This is a genomic window from Streptomyces sp. B21-083 (assembly GCF_036898825.1).
In the GTDB taxonomy this organism is placed as follows: domain Bacteria; phylum Actinomycetota; class Actinomycetes; order Streptomycetales; family Streptomycetaceae; genus Streptomyces.
Map to the genome: position 1 here is coordinate 5354491 of NZ_JARUND010000001.1, position 21245 is coordinate 5375735.

General features: G+C 68.5%; 15 protein-coding genes and 2 pseudogenes. 12 read left to right on the forward strand and 5 right to left on the reverse strand.

All coding sequences use genetic code 11. The features are described from left to right. Positions 1 to 4: 4 nt before the first annotated feature. The 3 genes from QA861_RS24045 (at position 5) to QA861_RS24055 (ending at position 2639) form a co-directional block, all read left to right on the forward strand. Positions 5 to 1468 carry an NF041680 family putative transposase gene (locus QA861_RS24045; RefSeq protein ID WP_443041531.1) on the forward strand — a complete coding sequence of 488 codons (1464 nt, stop codon included), beginning with the start codon at positions 5 to 7 and terminating at the stop codon, positions 1466 to 1468. A 61-nt stretch (positions 1469 to 1529) separates the two neighbouring features. Then, positions 1530 to 2006, forward strand: a complete 477-nt coding sequence (locus tag QA861_RS24050; RefSeq protein WP_334590365.1) for a hypothetical protein — start codon at positions 1530 to 1532, stop codon at positions 2004 to 2006. Between the two features lie 69 nt (positions 2007 to 2075). Continuing rightward, complete coding sequence (locus QA861_RS24055; RefSeq protein WP_334590366.1) at positions 2076 to 2639, forward strand: dihydrofolate reductase family protein; 564 nt, start codon at positions 2076 to 2078, stop codon at positions 2637 to 2639. A 169-nt stretch (positions 2640 to 2808) separates the two neighbouring features. On the opposite strand, the gene QA861_RS24060 is transcribed toward QA861_RS24055, so the two are convergent. Beyond that, positions 2809 to 3186: a MerR family DNA-binding transcriptional regulator gene (locus tag QA861_RS24060; RefSeq protein ID WP_334590367.1), complete on the reverse strand. Its 378-nt coding sequence runs from the start codon at positions 3184 to 3186 to the stop codon at positions 2809 to 2811. A gap of 77 nt (positions 3187 to 3263) precedes the next feature. Here QA861_RS24060 and QA861_RS24065 point away from each other — a divergent pair, with 77 nt between their 5' ends. Continuing rightward, positions 3264 to 3992 carry an SDR family oxidoreductase gene (locus QA861_RS24065; RefSeq protein WP_334590368.1) on the forward strand — a complete coding sequence of 243 codons (729 nt, stop codon included), beginning with the start codon at positions 3264 to 3266 and terminating at the stop codon, positions 3990 to 3992. A 462-nt stretch (positions 3993 to 4454) separates the two neighbouring features. On the opposite strand, the gene QA861_RS24070 is transcribed toward QA861_RS24065, so the two are convergent. Together QA861_RS24070 and QA861_RS24075 are read right to left on the reverse strand one after the other, a co-directional pair. After that, complete coding sequence (locus QA861_RS24070; protein WP_334590369.1) at positions 4455 to 4988, reverse strand: TerD family protein; 534 nt, start codon at positions 4986 to 4988, stop codon at positions 4455 to 4457. 460 nt (positions 4989 to 5448) lie between these two features. Then, positions 5449 to 6966, reverse strand: coding sequence for an alpha/beta hydrolase (locus QA861_RS24075; protein WP_334590370.1), 1518 nt, complete (start codon positions 6964 to 6966; stop codon positions 5449 to 5451). 447 nt (positions 6967 to 7413) lie between these two features. Here QA861_RS24075 and QA861_RS24080 point away from each other — a divergent pair. The 5 genes and pseudogenes from QA861_RS24080 to QA861_RS24100 form a co-directional block, all read left to right on the forward strand. After that, positions 7414 to 7494: pseudogene (locus QA861_RS24080) on the forward strand (ABC transporter ATP-binding protein); the annotation flags it as partial. 423 nt (positions 7495 to 7917) lie between these two features. After that, positions 7918 to 9651: pseudogene (locus QA861_RS24085) on the forward strand (RICIN domain-containing protein); the annotation flags it as partial. A gap of 705 nt (positions 9652 to 10356) precedes the next feature. Next, positions 10357 to 10578 (forward strand): type II toxin-antitoxin system VapB family antitoxin, encoded by a 222-nt coding sequence (locus tag QA861_RS24090; RefSeq protein WP_334590371.1) that lies wholly within the window; start codon positions 10357 to 10359, stop codon positions 10576 to 10578. Then, a complete protein-coding gene (locus QA861_RS24095; RefSeq protein ID WP_334590372.1) occupies positions 10575 to 10985 on the forward strand; it encodes a PIN domain-containing protein in 411 nt (136 codons plus the stop codon). The genes QA861_RS24090 and QA861_RS24095 overlap by 4 nt, the downstream gene beginning before the upstream one ends. 293 nt (positions 10986 to 11278) lie before the next feature. Then, the gene (locus QA861_RS24100; RefSeq protein WP_334590373.1) at positions 11279 to 12031 is read left to right on the forward strand and encodes a Crp/Fnr family transcriptional regulator; all 753 of its coding nucleotides are present in this window, start codon (positions 11279 to 11281) and stop codon (positions 12029 to 12031) included. Here the strand turns inward: QA861_RS24100 and QA861_RS24105 are convergent. Next, on the reverse strand, positions 12020 to 12499 hold the full coding sequence (locus QA861_RS24105) for a Pycsar system effector family protein (RefSeq protein WP_334590374.1): 480 nt from the start codon (positions 12497 to 12499) through the stop codon (positions 12020 to 12022). The two genes, QA861_RS24100 and QA861_RS24105, sit on opposite strands and share 12 nt — an antisense overlap. Before the next feature lie 385 nt (positions 12500 to 12884). Between QA861_RS24105 and QA861_RS24110 the strand changes: the two genes are divergently transcribed. From QA861_RS24110 to QA861_RS24120, 3 genes are read left to right on the forward strand one after another with little or no spacing between them, the layout of a single operon-like run. After that, positions 12885 to 13718, forward strand: a complete 834-nt coding sequence (locus tag QA861_RS24110; protein WP_334590375.1) for a hypothetical protein — start codon at positions 12885 to 12887, stop codon at positions 13716 to 13718. Continuing rightward, the gene (locus QA861_RS24115) at positions 13715 to 18169 is read left to right on the forward strand and encodes an ATP-binding protein (protein WP_334590376.1); all 4455 of its coding nucleotides are present in this window, start codon (positions 13715 to 13717) and stop codon (positions 18167 to 18169) included. The genes QA861_RS24110 and QA861_RS24115 overlap by 4 nt, the downstream gene beginning before the upstream one ends. After that, positions 18169 to 19161: a tetratricopeptide repeat protein gene (locus QA861_RS24120; protein ID WP_334590377.1), complete on the forward strand. Its 993-nt coding sequence runs from the start codon at positions 18169 to 18171 to the stop codon at positions 19159 to 19161. The genes QA861_RS24115 and QA861_RS24120 overlap by 1 nt, the downstream gene beginning before the upstream one ends. A 620-nt stretch (positions 19162 to 19781) precedes the next feature. On the opposite strand, the gene QA861_RS24125 is transcribed toward QA861_RS24120, so the two are convergent. Continuing rightward, positions 19782 to 21212, reverse strand: a complete 1431-nt coding sequence (locus QA861_RS24125; RefSeq protein ID WP_334590378.1) for a glycoside hydrolase family 43 protein — start codon at positions 21210 to 21212, stop codon at positions 19782 to 19784. Positions 21213 to 21245 lie beyond the last annotated feature (33 nt).

Consider the following 21245-nt stretch of genomic DNA (forward strand, 5'->3'; position numbering starts at 1 on the left):
GGTCGTGAGTTGGGGGAATCAGGGTGTCCTGCGGAATGCGTTCACGGAAGTGTCATGCTTCCGGGCGGAGTTGTACGCGTGTCTGACCTCGCGGGGCGACGCGCTGTTCGAGCTATGCGATGCGCTGTTGTGCACGGACGGGCCGGTGCGGACGCTGGTGGACCTGGCGCTCGCGCCGGAATACCGTCGAGGCCACGGGGCTCTCTATGGCGGCCTCAACCAGGGTCGGATCGACTTCGCCCGGCTGTGTCGTGCGCTGGCCTCGATCCCCTTACCCAGGGCGGCAGACGGTCGAATCGTGCTGGCTGCGGACGTCTCCCCATGGCTGCGGCCGGACGCCAACACCTGCCCTGACCGGTCCTTCTGCCACACCTTTGGCCGGGGCGCGGGCAAGCACCAGATGGTGCCGGGCTGGCCGTACTCGATCGTGGCCGCGCTGGAGACAGGCCGCACGTCCTGGACAGCAGTGTTGGACGCGGTCCGGCTGGAGCCCGGCGCTGATGTCGCCGTAGTGACCACCGTCCAGGTTCGCGAGGTCGTCGAGCAACTCGTCGCCGCGGGCCAGTGGAAGCCGGGCGACCCCGAAGTCCTGGTCGTCCTGGACGCCGGATACGACGCACCCCGTATCGCCCACCTGCTCCGTGATCTGCCCGTCGAGATCCTCGCCCGGCTCCGCTCAGACCGTGTCATGCGACGGCCGGCACCGCCGCAGGTCTACGATCCCAAGGGCGGCCGACCGCCCAAGCACGGCGGAGAGTTCGTCTTCGGTGACCGAGTCACCTGGGGCACCGAGCAGGCCGTGACGACCACGGACACCCGCCTCTACGGGAAGGCGACCGCCCAGGCGTGGGACCGGCTGCACCCGAGGCTGACCCGGCGGGCTGCCTGGCTCAACCACGACGGACCACTGCCCATCATCGAAGGCACCGTCATCCGGCTGGTCGTGGAGAAGCTGCCCAGCGGCGGGGTGAACAAGCCGGTCTGGCTGTGGTGGTCGGGCACCGGCGCCACCACAGACGACGTGGACCGCTGCTGGCAGTCCTTCCTCCGCCGCTTCGACCTGGAGCACACATTCCGTCTGTTCAAGCAGACACTCGGGTGGACGAAGCCTCAGCTTCGCAGTCCGGAGGCGGCTGACCGGTGGACCTGGCTGGTGATCGCCGCCTATGCCCAGCTCCGACTCGCCCGTCCGCTCGCTGCAGACCTGCGGCGGCCCTGGGAGAAGCCGGCCGAACCGAACAGACTCACACCCGCCCGCGTTCGGCGAGGGTTCAGGCACCTCCGTACGAAGACCGGCTCTCCAGCCGGTGCGCCCAAACCGACGCGCCCCGGTCCCGGGCGGCCAGCCGGCTCGAAGAACCGCCTCCCGGCCATCCGCCACGATGTGGGCCGGGTCCTCGCCACGGGCGAGGCCTATACTCGCCCGTCCCACCACAAGAGAGGGACGAAGCCTCGGCGAACTGCATAAAGCAGCAGCTCAGAGCGCAGGTGAGACGTCGGCAGGCTTTCTTCTCGGCAGAATGAGCCACATGGCCGTAGACAAGGACGCAGCATTCAGACTGCCGCGAGGCGCCACAGGCTTCTTCCAGCCGAAGGACGGGCCGCTACCGGAAACCGACCAGCGGACGTTCCGGGCAGCGCTGTATGCAGCCGCCCGGGCAGCCAAAGGCCATGTGGGCGAGATAGAGGAACAGACGTACCCCCGTACGTTTCACACTGCAACGGTCTTCAAGGGCACAGGCGAGTACGTCATCCTGTGTCACGCCTACCACCCCTGGATCGCATTCGCTCAGGAACGCCGGGACTGGTACACCGAGGAGTTCCTCGCACCGCCACCGTGGGCCCATGCCTTTACCGACCTGGGGTTTGTAGTGCTTGACCGCGCGCAGCTCACTCTGGCGCTCTCGGACATCGACACCTCGGCCCTAACCCAGGGCGAATGGCGCGAAGTTCGCTTCTACGGCATCACCACCTTGGGCGGAGTGCTCTTCAACGCGTGGGACTGACGTCCAAGCAGGACCTCGGCGCTGGACGATAAATGTCAAGCTGAGACCGACTCACGGAAGGCTGGCGCCATGCGGAAACTGATTTACGCCATGAACCTCTCCCTGGACGGCTACATCGCCGCGCCCGGCGACGACATCGGCTGGAGCGCGCCGAGCGACGAGCTGTTCCAGTTCTGGTCCGACCAGTTGCAGGTGACGGGCCTGTCGCTGTACGGGGGCAAGCTGTGGCGGACGATGAGCTCCCACTGGCCGACCGCCGACCAGCAGCCGGGCGCCACCCCGGCGGAGACCGAGTTCGCGCGCCGCTGGCGGGACATGTCGAAGGTGGTGTTCTCCTCGACGGTCGACAAGGTCGACTGGAACACCCGCCTGGTCACCGGCGACGCGGTCGCCGAGATCACCCGGCTCAAGGCCGAGGACGGCGGCCCGATGGCCATCGGCGGCGCGACGCTCGCCGGGGCGGCCATGCGGGCCGGGCTGATCGACGAGTACGTACTGGCCACGGCGCCGGTCCTGGTGGGCGGCGGCACGCCGTTCTTCAGCGTGCTGGACAGCTGGGTGAACCTGAACCTGGTGGAGACGCGGACGCTTCCCGGCGGCGTGATCCTGACCAGGTACGAGACGAGGCACTGAGCGCCGGCCACACGGCTCGACCGCCTGCCGGGTCCCCGCGACCGCGAACGCCACCACCGACTTTTCCGCGTTGGGCCAGTTCCGCGCCGGCCGTCACCGGGTCGCCGGTTTCATCGCCCCAACAAGACAGCGGAGCGGGATCGCTGACGAGACGTCTGGCCGACGGCGTCTACGGGTGCGTGTCCGTGACCGCGATGACCTCGTCGAGGTGGTCCAGGGCGGCCTGGAGGTCGTCGATCTTGGCCTGGATGCGCTCGCGCTCGGCTCGCAGCATGGCTCGTTGCTCGGCGTCGGTGTGCCCGGAGTCCCAGCACGGCAGGAGTTCGCTGATCCTTCGGCTGGTGAGGCCGGCGGCGAACATCTGCTGGAAGAAGCGGATCAGGGGGACCGCGTCCTGCCGGTACAGGCGCTGGCCGGACGGGCTGCGCTGCGCGATGAGCAGCCCTTGCTGCTCGTAGTAGCGCACGGCGCGCACTGAGACGCCGGCACCTCGTGCCGCCTCGCCGATGCGGATCAACCGCTCGGCTGCGGCCCCTGTGACAGTCATGGTGATTCCTCTCACCCCTGGCTCCGAGGACCCAGCACTTGCCTCTGACGCTAGCGTCAGGTTTTAGCGTACCGGCCATGGATATCAACAACTCCGTCGCCCTTGTCACCGGAGCCAACCGCGGCCTGGGCCGCGCCTTCGCCCAGCGCCTGCTCGAACGGGGCGCCCGCAAGGTCTACGCGACGGCCCGCCGACCGGAGACCGTGGACCTGCCCGGGGTCGAGGTGCTGCCCCTCGACATCACCGATCCCGCATCCGTGAGGGCCGCGGCCGAGGCCGCCCCGGACGTCTCGCTGCTCGTCAACAACGCGGGAATCAGCACGGGGACCGACCTGGTGACCGGTTCGCTGGACGCGGTGCGGCACGAGCTGGAGACCAACATGTTCGGCCACCTGGGAATGATCCAGGAGTTCGCGCCGACACTCGCCAGGAACGGCGGGGGCGCGATCGTCAACGTCCTCTCCGCCATGTCGTGGTTCGGGGGCAAGGGCGCCAATGCCTACCACCTGACCAAGGCCGCCGCGTGGGCCATGACCAACGGCGTCCGCCTGGAGCTCGCCGAGCAGGGCACGCTCGTCACAGCGGTACACCTCGGCCTGGCCGACACCGACATGGCCGCGGGCTGGCCCGTGGACAAGATCGCACCGTCGGACCTGGCCGACGCGGCACTCGACGGTGTCGAGGCGGGCTCCGCCGAGGTCCTCGCCGACCAGTGGAGTCGGGACGTCAAGTCCCGTCTGCCGCTGACGCCGGAAGAGTTCAACGCGGCGATGGACCGCGCCCTGGTGGCGCTGATGACGGGCTGAGGGCCTCCCGGACCGCACGGGCTTCGGTCGGCTGCTTCTCCAACGGCCTCGCGAACTCCTCTGCTTGAGGTTGAAACTCGTGGTGTCGTGTCGCTGAGCAGGCGGATCCGACGGTCAGGCCGGTCGCGGCGGCCTCTGCAACGCGCGTCTACGGCAACATGATCAGCGGGCGTGCCCGGGCCCGCAACGATCGCTGACGGCGGGCGGCGCCCCTGGCGGCGCGACTCGCACACCGCAAACCTCCGAGCGCCCGCCCATACGGCCATCGCCGCTCGTCACCCCGCGTCGCTTGACCGCACCCACGCCGAGACATCCGAACGGCGCCGACGACCACCGCCCGCCTCGGACGAGCGGCGCCGGCGCCGACACCGTGACGCTTTCGGGGCGCGCCTGCCGCTCCGGATCCAGGAGTTCGGCAAGACGTCACCGTGATCGGCCGTACGTTTTCCGCGCTGCCGTCGGTCAGTGCTGTGAGGCGCTGCCCATCTCCGCGGTGAAGACCACGGGATCGCTGTCGAACCCTCGGACCATCTCGTGAAACTCCCACGCTCCGGAGGTGTCGCGGACGAACTCGGCGACGGTCGTGGCGGTGGATCCGGCGACCTGCGCGAAGTCGTCCTTCAGCAGTTCCTTGTACCCCTCGACGACCAGCACTCCGGCATTCGACATGTCGCCGAAGGTCATGGGGCCGCTGTTCTGGTGGATGGCCACGCCCACAACCACCCGCGCGAAGGAGGACGCGAGGCGATCAAGTTCCAGCGTCATCACTTCGACATAGCCGAACCCCTGACCGGTCTGGCTGTGCCGACTCATGTTGATGGTGCCGTCCGGTGAGCGGCTGTCGAAGTGGACGACGTACACCGGTCGCCCGTAGGGGGCGTCCGCCGAGTAAGTGGTGGCGATGATGTCGAGATGACGAGGCGGCTGATCCCAGGGACTCGGGTCCCACTTGAGCCGTACCTCGGCCTTCCCCACTCCCCGGCTGTCGCTGCTCACCGGATTACCGCCTCCCCCGTATCGAGTCATCACGGGGTGGTCCCCGCATGGTCAAGTATGGCTCTTGGTGCCGCTGTTGAAGCAAAGACGCCGGCTCGCCCCGTCGGCCGGTGGGGGACATGTACCTCCGTGATCCTCATGTGTCCCGGCGTGGGTTCGCCAGGACGACGCCGCCGGGGCGAGTGCGGTAAGTGGCCACCCGGCTGCCGTTGGCACCGGAGTGTGTGGTGAGCGGATGTTGAGGGTCACCGGCATGCAGGCCGTAGGAAAGACTGCCGGGAACCGGCAATGCGTAGGCGGGACTCGGCCTGGCAGCATTGACCGAGGGGGCCGCGACCGTTGGTTTCATTGCCGAGCATCGGCATGTGTCCGCAAGGGGCAGCAGGGGTCGTGTGCCGCCGGACCGGCTGACGCGCGCATTGGCTGGAAGGACCGCCGGGCCGCGCTGTTCGAGACCGGGCTAGGCACGGCAGGTGAGGTCGTGGCTGGGCAGACGGCCTGTGACCAGGTAGGTGTTGACCGCGTCGCTGGCGCAGGCGGGGGTGGCGGGGATGCCGTACACGCCGTGATCCCGTCCGCCCTGGACCAGGACGAGGCGTGAGCCGCGCAAGGCGCGGTGCATGGCCTGGCCGCTTGCCGCCGGTGTCTGGGAATCCCACTGGTTCTGCAGGATGAGAGCGCCTCCCGTGTTGTCGACACGTGTGGCCGGTTCGGCGCCGCGCGGCCAGAAGGCGCAGGGCGTGATGTTCGAGGTGAAGTCCCCGTAGAGGGGGAGGCGAGCACCGTCGCGTATGGCGTCGTGCCGGTAGCGGGCCGGGTCGCGAGGCCATGAGGCGGAGTTGTCGGCGCAGACGACCGCCCAGTGCAGTGCCTGGAAGTTGGCGTCGAAGGGGTCCGCAGGTTCGTCGGACGGCTGCGGATCCGGGCGGGTGGCCCGGGCGTTGCGGAGGCTGACGACGTCGCGTGCGGCCTGATAGGGGTCGAAGAAGAACATCGGCCGCAGCGACTCGCGGATGTCGGCACCGGTGACGGCCCGGTCCTCGAAGTCGAAGTCGCTGCCGTTGTACTTGAGCGGCGTGCTGTCGGCGCGGGCGAGCAGCCGGAAGAACGCGGCGCGGACCTCTGCGGGAGTGTCACCGAGGTGGTACGTGCGGTCCCGGCCGGCGACCAGACGGGTCCAGTCCCGGAACGCAGGCTCGACGCCCTCGGCCATGGCCTGGTACGTGCCCCGGCCGAAGCGGTTCGGGTCCACTGAACTGTCGAGGACGACGCGGTCTCTGCGGGCCGGAAACATCTGGGTGTAGACGGCGCCGAGGTAGGTGCCGTAGGACACGCCCAGGTACGAGATCCGCTTCTCACCCAGGACGGCACGGATGACGTCCATGTCCCGTGCGGTGTTCCGGGTGGTGAGATACGGCAGGCGGGCGCGGTCCCGGGCGACGCACTTCGCGGCGAAGCCGCGGGCGATGGCGGTGGTCCGGCCGAAGGACGCCGGCCGGTACGCACGCGGCCAGTCCAGCTCGTTCGTGGTGAGGCCGCAGTTCAGGGGGCTGCTTGCGCCCGTACCGCGCGGATCGAAGCCCACGAGGTCGTACCGGTCCCGGACGCTCTTTGGCATGACCTCCTTGTACGTCAAGGGATTCCCCAGCCCTCCGGTGCCCGGCCCTCCCGGGTTGGACAGCAGCACACCACGCCGCTTACCGGGCACGCTGGTGCGCAGCCGGGAGATCTCCATGCGCAGCGTGGGTCCGGCGGGCCGCGTGTAGTCGAGCGGCATTTTGAGGGTCGCGCACCGTAGGCCGGCGGGGTACTCCCCGGCGGTGCCGCAGCGGTGCCATGCGGGGCGTTGGTCGTAGTAACGGTCGAGGGCGGGGGCCGGGGAACGGCCGATTTCGACGGCTGTCGCCTGGGCAGTGGGCATGCACAAGCTGACGATCAGTCCGGCCGCGACGAGGGCGGCCTTGCGTGCGGTAAGCATGACAAGGACTCTGCTCCAGCACCCGACCGCCCCGCCTCGGCCGAACGGCCAGAAACGAAGGCGATCGCCGGGGCCCTCGGCCGAAAGGCCGATGGACGCAAGTGCCCTTCGGCATACGAAGTCTGACCGTACGTACGTGGGTACGCACGCACGTGGGTGGAGTCGGAGGCGACCCGGGTCGAGCCCCGGCCCACAGGTAGTGCACCCGGCGAGCGTCACCCTCGGAGCTGACGCAGCGGCATACCTGAGGCTCGGGAAGCCGGGTTGGACATCAGACCCAGGCGGTCGGTATTTCGGCTGACCCGCGGGGAACGGTGCGAACCGGACGATGAGGGAGCACCCCACCAGGTGCGGTCCGGAGCCGTGCGCCGCGCTGTCCGCGCCTCCGACGGGAGCAAGACTTCCTGATGACCTCACCTCCCGCCTCCCGCACCCCGCACCCCCACCGTGGCCGCCCGTGCCACGGAGCTCTCCAAGGTCTACGTGCCGGGTGACACCCAGGTGGTCGCCCTCGACCAGGTCAGTGTCGCGGTCAGCGCGATCGACAGACGGACGAGATCGTCAGCGGCGAGAGCGCTCAGCAAAAAGGCCCCGGCCGATGACCTGGGCCGTCCTTCTTGACGACCTGACCACGCAGCGACCTGACCACGCAGTCATACCCCTTGTTGAGGCAGTGTGCGGTTCATCCTCGTGATCGTCAACCATCGACGTCATTCCACGTAATGGGCGTGACATGAGTCTTGACTTCGGCATGGTGGCCGCCACAGACTCCGCCTGACCGCGCGGTCATACGGCTTCATATGACCGCGCGGTCATGCGAACCCGTATGACCGCGCGTAGACGGCCGAGCGCCGGACCCGCCGCCCCGAAAAAGGAGAGGCCATGCACAGAGGTAGGTCGACGAAGGTGCTGGGAACCTTCGCTGCAGCGACTGCGATGCTGGTGATACCCATGGCCAGTGCGCAGGCGTACAACCCGACGGGCGGGGTCATGTACCAGCTCGGGAACGAATCGTGTCTCAAGGGCCGGGGTAACTGCGCGATCTATGTGAAGTCGGCGCAGCTGTCGAGCGGACGCCTGGTCGCGTCGTTCGAGAAGGCCACGGTCGTGCCGGAGACGGGAAGCGCCGACGGGGAGACACTGCCGATCTACAAGAGCGACGACCACGGAACGTCGTGGCAGTCGCTCTCGGAGGTGAAGGCCCCGGCGTATCTCTCCAGCGATCCGCGCTACGCGAAGTACACGAGCAACTGGGGCGCCCCGTACCTCTACACGCTTCCGGAGAAGGTCGGCAAGCTGAAGAAGGGCACGCTGCTCCTCGCGAGCGTCGTGACGGGTGACGACCACTACTACCTTGAGCACAAGGCGGCCGACCCGAACTGGACGCCGTCCAACGACGGTGACCGCAGCGACGTAGCGATGGCCCTGTACTCCAGCACCGACGACGGCGTGACGTGGGACGTCCTCAACATCATTGCGACGGGGGGCTGGCAGGGCGGCAGCGCGGGTGCGGTCGGCAAGAACGTCGCCGCCGCGAACACGTACAAGCAGGTGGACCCCTTGTGGGAGCCGTACCTGATGGTCCACAAGGGCCAACTCGTCTGTTACTACTCGGATGAGAACGACTACGTCGGCTTCGACCCGGTGACAGGCGTCCCGAAACTGGACCCCGCGAACGACACCGCCCCGGATTCGCACGGGCAGATCCTCGTCCACAAGACCTGGGACGGCCGCAAGGCGCAGTGGAGCGCTCCGGTCGTCGACCTCGCGGGCCTGACCCAGGACATGGGCGGCGGCAAGACGGAGATCGGTGGCGGGCGGCCGGGCATGACGAACGTCGTCCCCACCACGGACGGCAAGTGGCTCCTCACCTTCGAGTACTGGGGCGGCGGAACCAACACCAGGTACGTGCTCGCCGACGACCCGCTGAAGTTCTACCGCGGCTCCCCCACGGGTACGGGCGTCACCTCGCTGCCGGTCGACGCCGGTTCCCGTCCTCTCGCGGTCGGTGGCAGCCCGGTCGTCATCGCGCTTCCCGACGGGCGACTGGCCTACAACGCGTCCAACAGCGGCAACGTCTGGATCAACGAGAGCGGACGCGGCGACGGCGTGTGGAAGGAGTACCAGACGACGTCGCGGGCCGGCTACACCCGCAACCTGCAGTACGTCGAGGGCACCGGCCGCATCTCGATCCTCAACCACGAGGGCACCTCGACGCTCCGCTTCGCCGAGGTCGACTTCGGCCGTTCCGAGGGTGCCTACTACCAGCTCGTGAACCGTAGGACCGGCCAGGTGATCGGTACCGGGAACAAGACCAACGACGCGAACATTGGCAACGGGGACGTTCCCGACGTCCGTCTGGAGGACGCCGGTTCGGCGGCGAACAAGGACACGCAGTACTGGCACCTGACCACCAAGGCCGATGGCGCACTGACGTTGCTGAACAAGGCGGGCGGCCGTGCCGCCGGCATCTGGACGGCGAATCCGACGGTCGGCCAGCGGATCGGCCAGTGGGCCGACGACACGCCGGCGGGTCTGTGGAACCTCGTCAAGACCGCTGACGGGTACTACAGGTTCCAGTCGGCCAAGAACACCAACGTGTACCTGACCGGTGCGTCCGCCGGAGCGCCGCTCACCCTGCAGAACACGGTCGCGGACGGCTCGCAGGAGTGGCAGCTCGTTCAGCAGGCTCCGGTCTCCGCCAACCTGACGAAGGACACGCGGTCCAAGCACCTGATCGTGGGAAGCGTCGGCAAGAAGGCCACCGCGTCGCTGAACGCCGCCGCGTCGGATCCTGCGGGCAACGCCCTGCACGCGAACAAGACGGGCCATGCCTACGTGTTCGCGGCCGACGGGAAGGTCACGGACCTCGGTCCGGTCCCCTTCGACGAAAACCAGAAGGGCAGCGTGGCGCTTCCCAAGACCCTCGCGGCCGGGGAGGCGAAGATCGCCGTGGTCTTCGACGACACGCCGTTGACGTGGGACACCGCCAAGATCCGGGCCGAACGCTGATCCGAGGTCTGCCGGTACGGTGCAGGGCTGAGGCGCCGGCTTGCCGGACCTCGGCCCTGGGCCTTGTCCGTCTCACTCGGCGGAGGGAACGAGGGAACGGCAGGCTGAGGGCTCGCACCTACCGCTCAGCTAGGTGAAGCACAGGTCAGCGCCGCTACGGCGTGAGCGAGTTGCCGCGTCAAGGCGCTCGTGCCCTCGTGCCCTCTGCGTGCCCGATGTTCGGGTGCGGGACGCCCGTGAGGCGCAGCAACGGCTCACCGATTGCTGCCCGCCCTTACGGGTCGCGACCGCATACCTCGGGATCCGACACCCGGACGTGCGCTATGTTGGTGATGTGTTCTTCTATGTACATCACCAACATTATGTGGGAGGTGACACATGTCTGTGACCCAGATCGACATCGATGACGACGCGCTGGCACGCACCATGGCTCTGTCCAAGGTCAGGACCAAGAAGGAGGCGGTCAACCTCGCTCTGCACTTCTACGCCGAGCAGCAGGAGCGTGCGGCACGCATCCGCCGTCATTTTGAGCGTGCGCATGAGTGGGGTGCCGTCGAGGATGCAGAGCGCTTGCACCAAGCGGAGAAGCGCAGCCGGTGATCTACTTGCTCGACACGTCCGGCCTGGTCCGGCTGCTCCGCGATCCAAAGCTGCAATCGGCCTGGTACGACGCGATCGACGCCGGAGCCATCACATCCTGCTACGTGCAACGCACCGAGTTTCTCCACAGCGCCAGGAACGGACGCGAGTACGACGAGATCACGGAGATGTTCGCTGATCTCTACCCGGACGTGTCGGTGCCGAAGAACGCGGGGCGCTGGATCAGTGCGGTGCAACACCGTATGGCCCGGGCCGGCGAACACCGCAGCGCCTCGGCGGTGGACCTCGTCATCGCCGCCACCGCGGCCCACCACGGTCTCGCTGTCCTCCACGACGATGCCGACTACCGCGCCATTGCCCGGCACGCATCCGACCTGACCGAGCACAACGTCCACGACATCGTCTGAGGCGCTCTGGCCTTCCCGACATGGTAGTGACGGGGAAGTCTTCCGAACAGCTGGCCCCTCCCCGCGTCATGTGATCCGATCCTTCGGGTCGTCCGATCCAGGGGAGGGCGCCGACCAGGTCCGCGTCCCGCACACCACGCACTGCTGCTGTCCGCTCGGAACGGAACCCGCCCGCACTCTCCTCGTCATCGCCTTGGCAATTCACCACAGTCCTGTGCCATGGGGCTGCTCCGACGGGCACGATGACGTTCAGCTGACCACGCCCGAAAGCATTTAGAGACAGGGGGATCCCCGTGGTTGTGCCCATCGGGTCCGACGCGTGGCCCGCGCGCAGTCTGCTGGGGGTGCTGTCGCCCCCGGCGCGGCGGGACCTACTCGGCCTGGGCACCGAGGTCCGGTTCGACGTGGGTGCGGTGTTGCTGAGAGAGGGCGACAACGACCAGCACGTATTTCTGGTGGTGTCCGGTTTCGCCAAGGTCATGGCGACCGTGGAGAACGGTGAGACCTCACTCCTCGCGGTCAGGGCCGCCGGCGATACGGTAGGCGAGATGGCGGCCATGAGCGGGGCCCCGCGCTCGGCGACGGTCACCGCTTGCGGACCGCTGACCGCCCGTGTGTGGCAGAGCGGTGAACTGCGGAGGCTGCTGGAGCGCCGCCCCGTGATCTCCATGGCCTTGACCGGCATGGTGGCCGACCGGCTGCGCTGGGCGAACCGGCGGCGGCTGGACTTCCGCGGGTATCCGGCAAAGGTGCGGCTGGCCCGGCTGTTGGTGGAACTCGCCGAGTTCTACGGTTCGTCGCGGGCCGGTGGTGTGGTGATCGGCTGTCGGCTGACGCAGCCGGAGCTGGCCACGATGGTCGGCGCCGCTGAGACGACGATCCAGAAGGTACTGCGTGACCTGCGCGGCGAGGGCCTGTTGGAGACCGGCTACCGGTCCACCACCATCCGGGACCTGCCCAAGCTCGAACGACTCGCGGACCTTCGGACCACTCGCGCACCTGGCCCGCGCCCGCCCGCTGCAGACCCGACGACGTCAGACCAGTAGCGGCAGCAGAGTCACACTCAGCCCCGCGCTCACCCCCATGACGGCCGTGCACGCCATCGCTCCCGCCAGCCAGCGGTACTTGTGTACCGCGATAAGGGCGAGGAGCCGTACGGTGCGCGACAACTCCCGGCGATGCGCCTCCTCCTCCTCCGGCTGCACGCCGTCGACGGGCGGCAGGATGTCGGGCCCCGACGCCAGGTAAACGAAGCTGTACCGGTTGACGGCCCGGCCTCTCAGTACTCGGGGCCGCAGCGAGGCCGCCACGCTCACGACGCCGCCGATCAGGCCGCACACGAACAGCGCCAGCAGTGCCCCCGCGAACACCCCGGCCGCGCCGCCCCGATCCCAGACGAGCACCGCCCGCGGACTCCACGCTCCCGCCGTACCCCCGAGCGCCACCTGCGCCGCCGCCAGGATTCCGGCCTTCGTGTCCGCGTGCTGATGGGTTGTGTGCAGTGCGGTGAACATGTAATGCGCAGGGTGGCTCCCGGCGGTTTGCCCGGTCGGTGTCATGAAGGACTCCTCCGATCGACGGTGATGTCTGCGGTGCACTGGGTGTGCTCAGCCCAGTAAGGGCGACCGCCTTCGACCGGACCAGCCACTTCTACGGGTTCTGCACACCCGCATCGTCTCCGGTCGCACGAGCGGTCATGCATCCCCCCATCCCGTGAAACCACGTCGAACCACGTAGAAGTACGGGGTCCTCACCGGCATCCCGGATGTACGACTGCATGACCGGCGCCCGCAAGGGGGGAGCGGGCGCCGGTCTGTTGTGGAGCAACACCGTTGATTTGTTGGTGGGTTGAGTGAAGCGACGGAACTTCTCCCCGAAGTGCGTGTACCGAGAGGTGTCATGGAAACAAACGGTAAGGACGGGCCGGGCGGTGCGGGCGCCTTCGCGCGCAGACTGCTGCTGTCCGTCGACGCGAAGGGATACGGCGGCGCTGACACGGTCAGGCAGCACCAGTTCCAGAAAGCGATCGTGCAGTTGCTGGAACTGGCGGCCGACGCCGCCCGGTTGGACCGCGAGGAATGGCTGACACAGGAGGGCGGGGACTCGCTGTTCGCGGTCCTGCCCGAGGGGGCCTCCGAGCCCGCCCTGGTCGACGCCTTCATGCGAAGTCTGGAGGCCAGTCTGCGGGCCTTCAACATCGGGCGGGAGCCGGAGGCGTGGCTGAGGCTCAGGGCAGCCGTCCACTTCGGCGAGACCTCGCCGGCCGCAAACGGCTTCGCCGGCAGCGCCCCGGTCGAGATCGGCCGCATCCGTGACTGCGCGGCCCTGCGCGCTGCCCTGGACCAGTTGTCGGAGGCCCCGCTGGCGGTCGGACTGTCGGCGACCGTCTTCCGTGACGTCGTACAGGGGAAGGCGTACACCACCATCCGGGAAAACGAGTTCCGGGAGGTGCCGGTCAAGGAGAAGGAGTACCGGGGGGCGGCCTGGATCTGGGTTCCGGGCGCGGACGTACGCGAGTTGGACCTGCGCGATGCCGTACGGGAGGACGAGCGGCGGGCCGCGAACGTGGTGCGGGGCATCGTGGACGTGGACGAGATCGAGGACGCGTACGCGGCCGGAATACGTACGTCCCGGTCCGCGGGCACTTTCGAGGGCGCCACCAAGGCCCGTCGGGTGGGGCCCGGCGCCGTCGTGATCGGGGTGGAGCAGACAGCCGCCGGAGACGACGAGTGAACGCGGGCCGACCGCGGCGGGACCGGGCCTTCGACGACGTGGTCCAGGCATGCACCGGGGACGACTTCGTCGAGCGTGAGTGGCTGTACGACGAGATCGAGCGGGCCCTGGAGGCGGAGGAGCACCAGTACGTCCTGGTGACGGGCGAGCCGGGGGCGGGCAAGACCAGCCTGCTCGCCGGTATCGCGCGGGCCCACCCCGACCGGCTGCGCTACTTTTTCCGACGGGACAGCCGGACCGCGGTCACCGGCGGCGACACCGAGTCGTTCCTGCTGAGCATCGGACACCAGTTGGCCCGATCGCGCCCGGAGCTCTTCGAATCGGAGCGCCTCTCGATCGCGGTGCAGCAGCACATCGACTCCGTAGCGGCCACCGGCCGGGTGGTCGGCATCAAGATCGACGACCTGAAGGTCTCCCCCTTCCACCGCACCGCCACCCTGGAGGCCGAGCAGCGGGTCGGCGACCTGGCGGGCGAGCTCACCGGCGTCGAGATCGGCACGGCGCATCTGGAGCCCCGCCTTCTCGACCCCGACAACCTGGCGCACCTGGCGCTGATCGGGCCCGCGCAGGTGCTGGCCGAGCAGGATCCCGAGGTCAGGATCGTCATCCTGCTCGACGCCCTGGACGAGATCGCCGACGGCCACACCACGGAGCCGCGCAAAGGGCTCCTGCACTGGCTGGCCCGTTCCCCCGAACTCCCCGCCAACGTCAAGGTGATCGTCACCTCCCGCCCGCACACCGGGATGCGGCTCTTCCGCTCGGCCCGCCAGGAGCGGCTCACCGAGGTGGTCATCGACGCCGGCTCGCCCCAGGTCGTGGGCGACCTCCACACTTACGCGAACCTCGTTCTGGAACGGCCGGCGATCCTCGACGCCGAGCGGGCCAGAGGCAACCTCCCGGGCAGCACCAAGCGGCACGCCGTCCACAAGGCCGCCGGGAACTTCCTCTACCTGGCCACCTACACCCGGGCCTTGATCGACGCGGCCGAGGAACAGAACGACGAGATGGTGGACAGGCTGCTCGTCTTCGACGGGGTACCCGGCCGGTTGCCCGGTCTGTACGGTTTCTTCGTGGAACTCGTCCGCGAGGAACTCACCCCATGGCCGAGGCCCGCCACCGCGGATCCGGCCGGCGGTTGGGAGGGCGTGGGCCTGCCCATCATTGGCGTACTGACCGTGGCACGGGAGGCGCTGACGGAGGAACAGCTGGCCGCGTTGTCCGGCGCACCTTTGGGCCGCGGACCCGCACGCAAGGCCCTTGCGAGCCTGCGCTGGCTCCTGGACCGAGGCGGCGACCGGATCGCCTTCTTCCACACCTCGATCAACGAGTTCCTCGCCGGGGACGAAGCCCGCACTGAACACCCTGAATGCTGGGTCGACGAGACCAGATGGCACGAACGGTTCGCACTCCACTACCGCGGCGCCGCGCCCAACTGGGCGGACGTGGACTGGTCCGAGGTGGACCGCTACGGGCTCACCCACCTCGCCCACCATCTGCTGAAGTCCGGCCCGAGCGTCTTTGCCGAGGCCGCCGATCTGGTCTGCGCGGGGTTTCGGCGGGCGGTCAGGAAGCAGTTCGGGGCGGAACGCCGATTCCTTGAACTCGTCGACAGCATCGCCCACCACCTGGCCGACACCGCCCCCGTCGACACCGGCCTCCCCGCGCTGACCTACCTCGCCGTGGTACGCCACCAGGCCGCGCAGTCCAGCGGAGCGCTGCCGCCACGGGTGATCGGGCTGCTGGCCCGGATGGGGCGGGTCGACGAGGCGCTGGAACACGCCAACGGGATCAGGCCGTCGCTGCAGAAGGTCATGGCGTTCGTCGAGATCCTTCGGTACGCGCCCCCTGGTCTCGGAACGCCTTCGGCCGACGAACTGCGGGACATGGTGGTCGAGGCGGCGGTGTCGGTGCGGAGCAGCCGGGCGATCGAGGTGGCCGCCCGCCTGCTGGCACCGCATGACCTCGAACGCGCCCTGCGGCTGTGGTGGCACGGACACCCCGCACCGGCGAACTCGGCGAACCCCCGGAAGCAGCCGGACACCTTGTACCGCGCCGCCGCGTTCGCCGCGGCCGACCAGGACTTGGACGCCGCTCGCGCACTCATCGGCCGCATCAGCGGCGAGCGCTGGGCGGACTACCTGGATCTGGCCCGACGCGCCGCCGCCGCAATGGCTGTCGAGCTGCTGTGGGAGGCCGAGTCGGCCCTGGAGGACGTGGACCCGGAAGTCCGTCTGCTGGGCCTCGCGCGACTGGCCTCGGCATGGGCGGCCCACGATCCGGACACCAGCCGAGTCGTCCTCGCCGAGGTGCGCGCACAGCTCTTCCTGGCCGTGGAGGAGAGGGATTTCGCCCCCAAACTGGCGGCGGCGGCAGAGACGTTGGCGGACGCGGACCGGACCACCGCACGCCTTCTGCTCGCGGGCCTGGACACGGTCGTGGTCAACGGCCTCTCAAATCGGGCCCTCCTCGACGGCGCGAGGCTCTGGGCCGGTTGGGGCGAGCCCGCGCGCGCCCGGACTCTCCTCGACCGGTATCGGACGTGGTCTCCCGGCCCTTGGGTGACGCTCGACACGATGAAGACTCTCGGGCCGTCGAACCAGTCGGAGGAGGTGCGGCTCGTCGAACGGGTCCACGCGGCCATACCCGGGCCGTCCGTCGACCCGTCGGCGAACACGGTGCGCAGCAGACAGCGCGACGACGATCTGGTGAGCGTGGTGCGGCGCATGGCCGAGTACAAGCCGACCAGGGCGGCGCAGATGGCCAGGGGCGTCCAGCGGACCCGCTGGAGTGACCGCGAGAGTGACGAATGGTCATGGAGCAGTGACGGCAAGGGCGAGAGCGCGGCCCGGGAGGTGTACGGCCACGACCGGTACTCGCTCCTCGCGGATATCGCCCACCTCCATGTCGCCAGGGGCCAGGCGGGACCGGCCGCCGCGATCCTGGAGGAACTGATGCGGAGCGTGGCGCAACCCGAACCGCTCAGAGGGGGTCGTGGCGTCGGCGCGATCCTCGCGAGTGCCATCCCCGAGTCGAGTGAACCCTCCGCCAGAAACCAGGCGGAAGAGGTCAACAGCAGTGGGGTGGTGCTGATGATGAATGTCGACCAGCACTGGGCCACTCGCGCGCGAAACCACTTCTACCGTGCGCCGGCCGACGTGGTGCGTGCCGTCGAGCTGAGCCCGCTTGCCACCACGGCGGACGTCGTGCGGCGGTTCGCGGGGAGGCTGGCACACAGGGACATCTCCCGGGCGGGCGCTCTTATGCGCACGATCGCCGATCCCGGCGAGCGCGCCATCGGCTTCTCCGAACTGCACCGGGGTGTCCACCGCGACAGCAGTCGTTCACATCACGGCCTCGACGCGGAGGTCTTCTCGCGGGAGATCGATCGAGCGCTGGCGGAACTGCCGCGCTATCGGTGGACCGCCGGCGCCGTTCAAGCGCGGGCAAGTCATGACCAACACGCAACGGCCTATGTCCGCCCCGATTACCGGGTCCGCTTCGAGCTTGCCGTGCGCGCCCTGGGGTGCCGTAAGCAGGACATGAAGGGAGTCGAGAACCTGCCGTACCTCGACCACACCTACGGGATGGCCGTTCAGGCCTGGGGGTCCCTGGTGTACGCCAACGACATGATCGAGTTGGGCCACTCTCATCCGACCTTCACGGAAATGCACCTGCAGACCCTCGGCACCCCACCGTTGAACAAGGAAAATGCGCTGGTCAATAGCGCTCTGGCCGCAGCCGCATACCAGGAACACCGGGTCGCCCGTGAGGTGCCCGGCCACCGTGCCAATGAGGTGCGCATACGCATCGAGCACCCGGTCTACGCCGCGGCCGTGGACCTCGTGACCCCGAAGCCGGGCGCGCCTCTCAGCGCCGACTTCGTACAACGGATACGGAAGATGCTGCCCGACGGTCCGCTGCCCGCCGCGGCCGACCTGCTCGTCTTCGCCGCGGAGGCCAGGCCGGAACACGAGCGCGAACTCCGTGAACTGGCCGAAGAGGTCGTCGCGGCGGCCGATGACGGTTCCGCGCTCGGGGTCGACGCATTGGCCACGATGGCCGCCTCGCCGCTCCTCGGCGACCTGGTGGACCCCGTCGACCTCCTGCACGAGGCCGCCCGCTGCACAAAGCGATGGCCGGGCGAGAGCTGGATCCCTGGCTCCGCGGTGGCCCGCCTGTTCCCAGTCCTGCTCGCACGCGCACCGGCGGTCGCGCTGCGCAGGTACTACGACGTCGCCTCCCAGAACTGGTCCTTCGCCATGTCCCTGCTGGAACACGCCACGGACGCCGTGATCGACGCGCTAGACGACGACGCGACGGTCACCCTCGGCTCGGCCATCGCCCGCGGTCTCGCCTGTACCTCTCCCACGGGCGAGGCACCCGACGTCGTGGACGGCGTCCGGCTGGCGGAACTCGTCGCCACCGCCCGTTCGGACGGGGGGCAGGCCTGATGACGCATCCGATCGATCCCGCGGTGGAGAAGGCGCATACGGACGTCCTGAACCTGTTCCGCACCAGCACCGCCGGGGATCCGGCCGGGCTCGCCGCGCTGTGCCGGGCGGTCCGGGACCGGCTCGCGGCGTTGCCAACCCTCGACGCGGACGATCCGAGTACCTGGACCTCGTACGAACTGATCACGGTCGACGTACGGACACTGCTCGGCTTCCTGCGCGAGCTCGATGTTCCGAGCAGCGAGCCGGAGCGGTTCCGCACCTTGCTGATCGACGTCCTGCGGTATCTCTACATGGCCGACAGGTCGGAGCTCGGCGAGTACCTGGCGAAGATCGTCCATACGGACTGGGACAGGCGGCTCGGTGAGTCGCACGTCCACACGATCGACGCCGTCGAACGGCTCGCCGCGTGTGTTCACGGTCGCGGTGATGCGGAGCGGTCCCAGCCGCTGTTCCAGAAGATTCTTAGGCTGCGATCGGCGAAGTTCGGTCGCGATCACTCCGGCACTCTCCTCGCGGCCTGCAACGTCGGCGCCTCCCTCAACCAACTTGAGGACTACGAGGCGGCGCTCCAGCTGAATTCCGACACCGTACGGCGATGCGAGCGACAGCTCGGCAAGCACCACCCGACGACGATCCTGGCCGTGGACAATCTCGCGGGCAGCCTCTTCGGGCAAGGGGAGTCGGAGCTGGCGCTGGTGCTCTACCAGGACATCCACCAGCGATACCGGCAAGTGTCGGGCGAGAACTCCCTCGTGGCACTCGACGCAGAGGCAGGCATAGCCATCACCCTGCACAAGCTCGGTGATTACGAGGCCGCACGCGCCCTCAACGCCGACCTGCTGCCGAGATTCGGGAGAGTGGCCGGAAAGGACTACAAGGGCACCCAAGACACACACGCACGCTTGATCATGAACCTCCGCGCGCTCGGCCGAAACGACGAAGCCGACGTGGTCCACGGCGGAATCCCGAAGTTCCTGCCGCCTCCTTGAGGCACACGACCTGTCCTGCCGGAAACCGGCTTTCCAGCAGGACAGAGCCACTTGAGGGCCGGTCCAGCGGACTACAGCCCTGCGTAGGACGCGTGCTTTTCCACCCCTCTCGGCTGGCACGCGGCGAGTGATCACCGAAGACAGTAAAAGGGCCCAGGTCGCTGACCTGGGCCTTAGCTATGGAGCGGGTGACGAGAATCGAACTCGCGCTCTCAGCTTGGGAAGCCGTGGCGCTTGGGCGGGCGCATGGCTTCTGACCTGGGCATATGCTCTCTTGGCTGACGCCCGACAGTGCATGGTCGCACCGCTGTTGACCGCGGTTCTCCGCTCTTATGGGCACGCTGTGGGCACGGCTTCGAAAGGCGGCGGGCAGGGCGTCTGGGTGAGTGGTCTCTGTGCTCTGCTCGGCTGGTGCGCATGTCCCGACTCGGGGAGGGTTCACATCCCGTGAAGAAGACATGCCTGAGGAGGGGGACGTGGCGCCTCGGCCCAGGTGCCGCGTCCCGCCGGAATACATCTGGTGTCGCGTTGCGCTCGCGGGAGGGATGCCGGCGCCCTTCCCGCTCGCGGGCGGGCGGGCAGGGGGGGCGTCGCCCGAGGGCGCCGGCAGCCCGGTCGGGTCAGCTTGTCAGACGGAAGGTGGCGTCGCTGCGTCCCGTCGCGGTGGTGATCGTCTCGAGCTTGAGCTGGAAGGCGTAGTGGCGGATGTAGCGGTCGGGGTGGTTGTACGACTGGAACGAGGACCAGGTCGAGTCGGCGAGTCCGGCGACCTGCCGGAAGGTGGCGTCCTCGGCGAACTGGGTGGTGCCGTCGTTGTGGACGAGCTGGAAGTCGGATCCGTCGTGCCGCAGGTAGTAGCCGGGGAAGTTGACCGACTCGAAGGAGACGGTGCCGGAGCCGGTCAGGCCGGGCCGCGGCCGGAACTGGGCGTCCTCGTTGGTGACGTTCTGGTCGATGCGCACGTCGAAGCTGCTGTGCCGCACGTAGCGGTCCTGGAAGTTGAAGGACTGCAGTCGCTTGCCCGGGACGTTGGCCCAGCGCGCCTGGATCCGGGCGTCCTCGGCAGTCGTCAGGTTCAGGATCGAGCCGTGGCGCTTCTTCGTCCCGCCCAGGGAGTAGGTGCCCGACGTCGGGAGGTTGTAGGTACCGAGGGCGGAGGGGTTGGTCGTCGAGACCGGCATGTATCCCTTGCCGGCCGCGTACTGGTCGAGGTAGAGGGTCCACTCGTTGCGGTCGCGGAACTTCATCCACATCGGGCCCTCGACCTGGGAGCCGGTGGGGCCGATGCCGGAGAGGTTGCCGAGGTCGGTCCAGGTGCCGAGGATCGAGTTGCTGCCCTCAAGGGTGATCTGGCCGTCACCGGAGGCCCGTACGTAGCGGAAGTCGCCTACGCCGGAGGGGACCTCGACGATCTGGGTGTCGATGATGCTCTGGGTGCCGGGGCGGTCGATGTACAGCTGCGGGGTGGTGACGGTGCGGAAGTCGGTGGTGCGGGCGTAGTAGATGCGGTGCTTCAGTACGCCGTTGAGGGTGGCGTTGGTCGCCCAGTACATGACGTAGTCGTTGGTGGCTGGGTCCCAGATCGCCTCCGGGGCCCAGGCGTTGCGTCCGTCGGGGATCGCGCCGGCGACGTTGAGCAGCCACGGCTGCGACCAGGTGACCAGGTCGGTCGACTCCCACACCACGAGGTTACGGCTGCCGTTGTTCATGGAGTCCGACCACGACTGCCCGCAGCCGATGCACAGGTCGGTCGCGATGACCCAGTACTTGCTGCCGTCGGGAGAGCGCACCAGTGCGGGGTCGCGCACCCCGCGCGTACCCACCGTGGAGCGCAGGGTCATCCCGCCGCCGTTGAGGTCGTTCCAGTTCAGACCGTCCGCGCTGTACGAGAAGTACATCTGCTGACCGGTCGAGCCCTCCCCGATGAAGTGCGTCATCAGGTACCCCGGGTCGGCGGCGGCGGCCCGCTGGGGTGTGGTCACGACTTGGGCGGTGAAGAGCAGGCAGGCGGCGAGGAAAATCGCTGCCAGCCGGGAAAGAACCGCGGGCATATGCGTTCCTGTTCGTAGGGCAGTGCAGTGCAG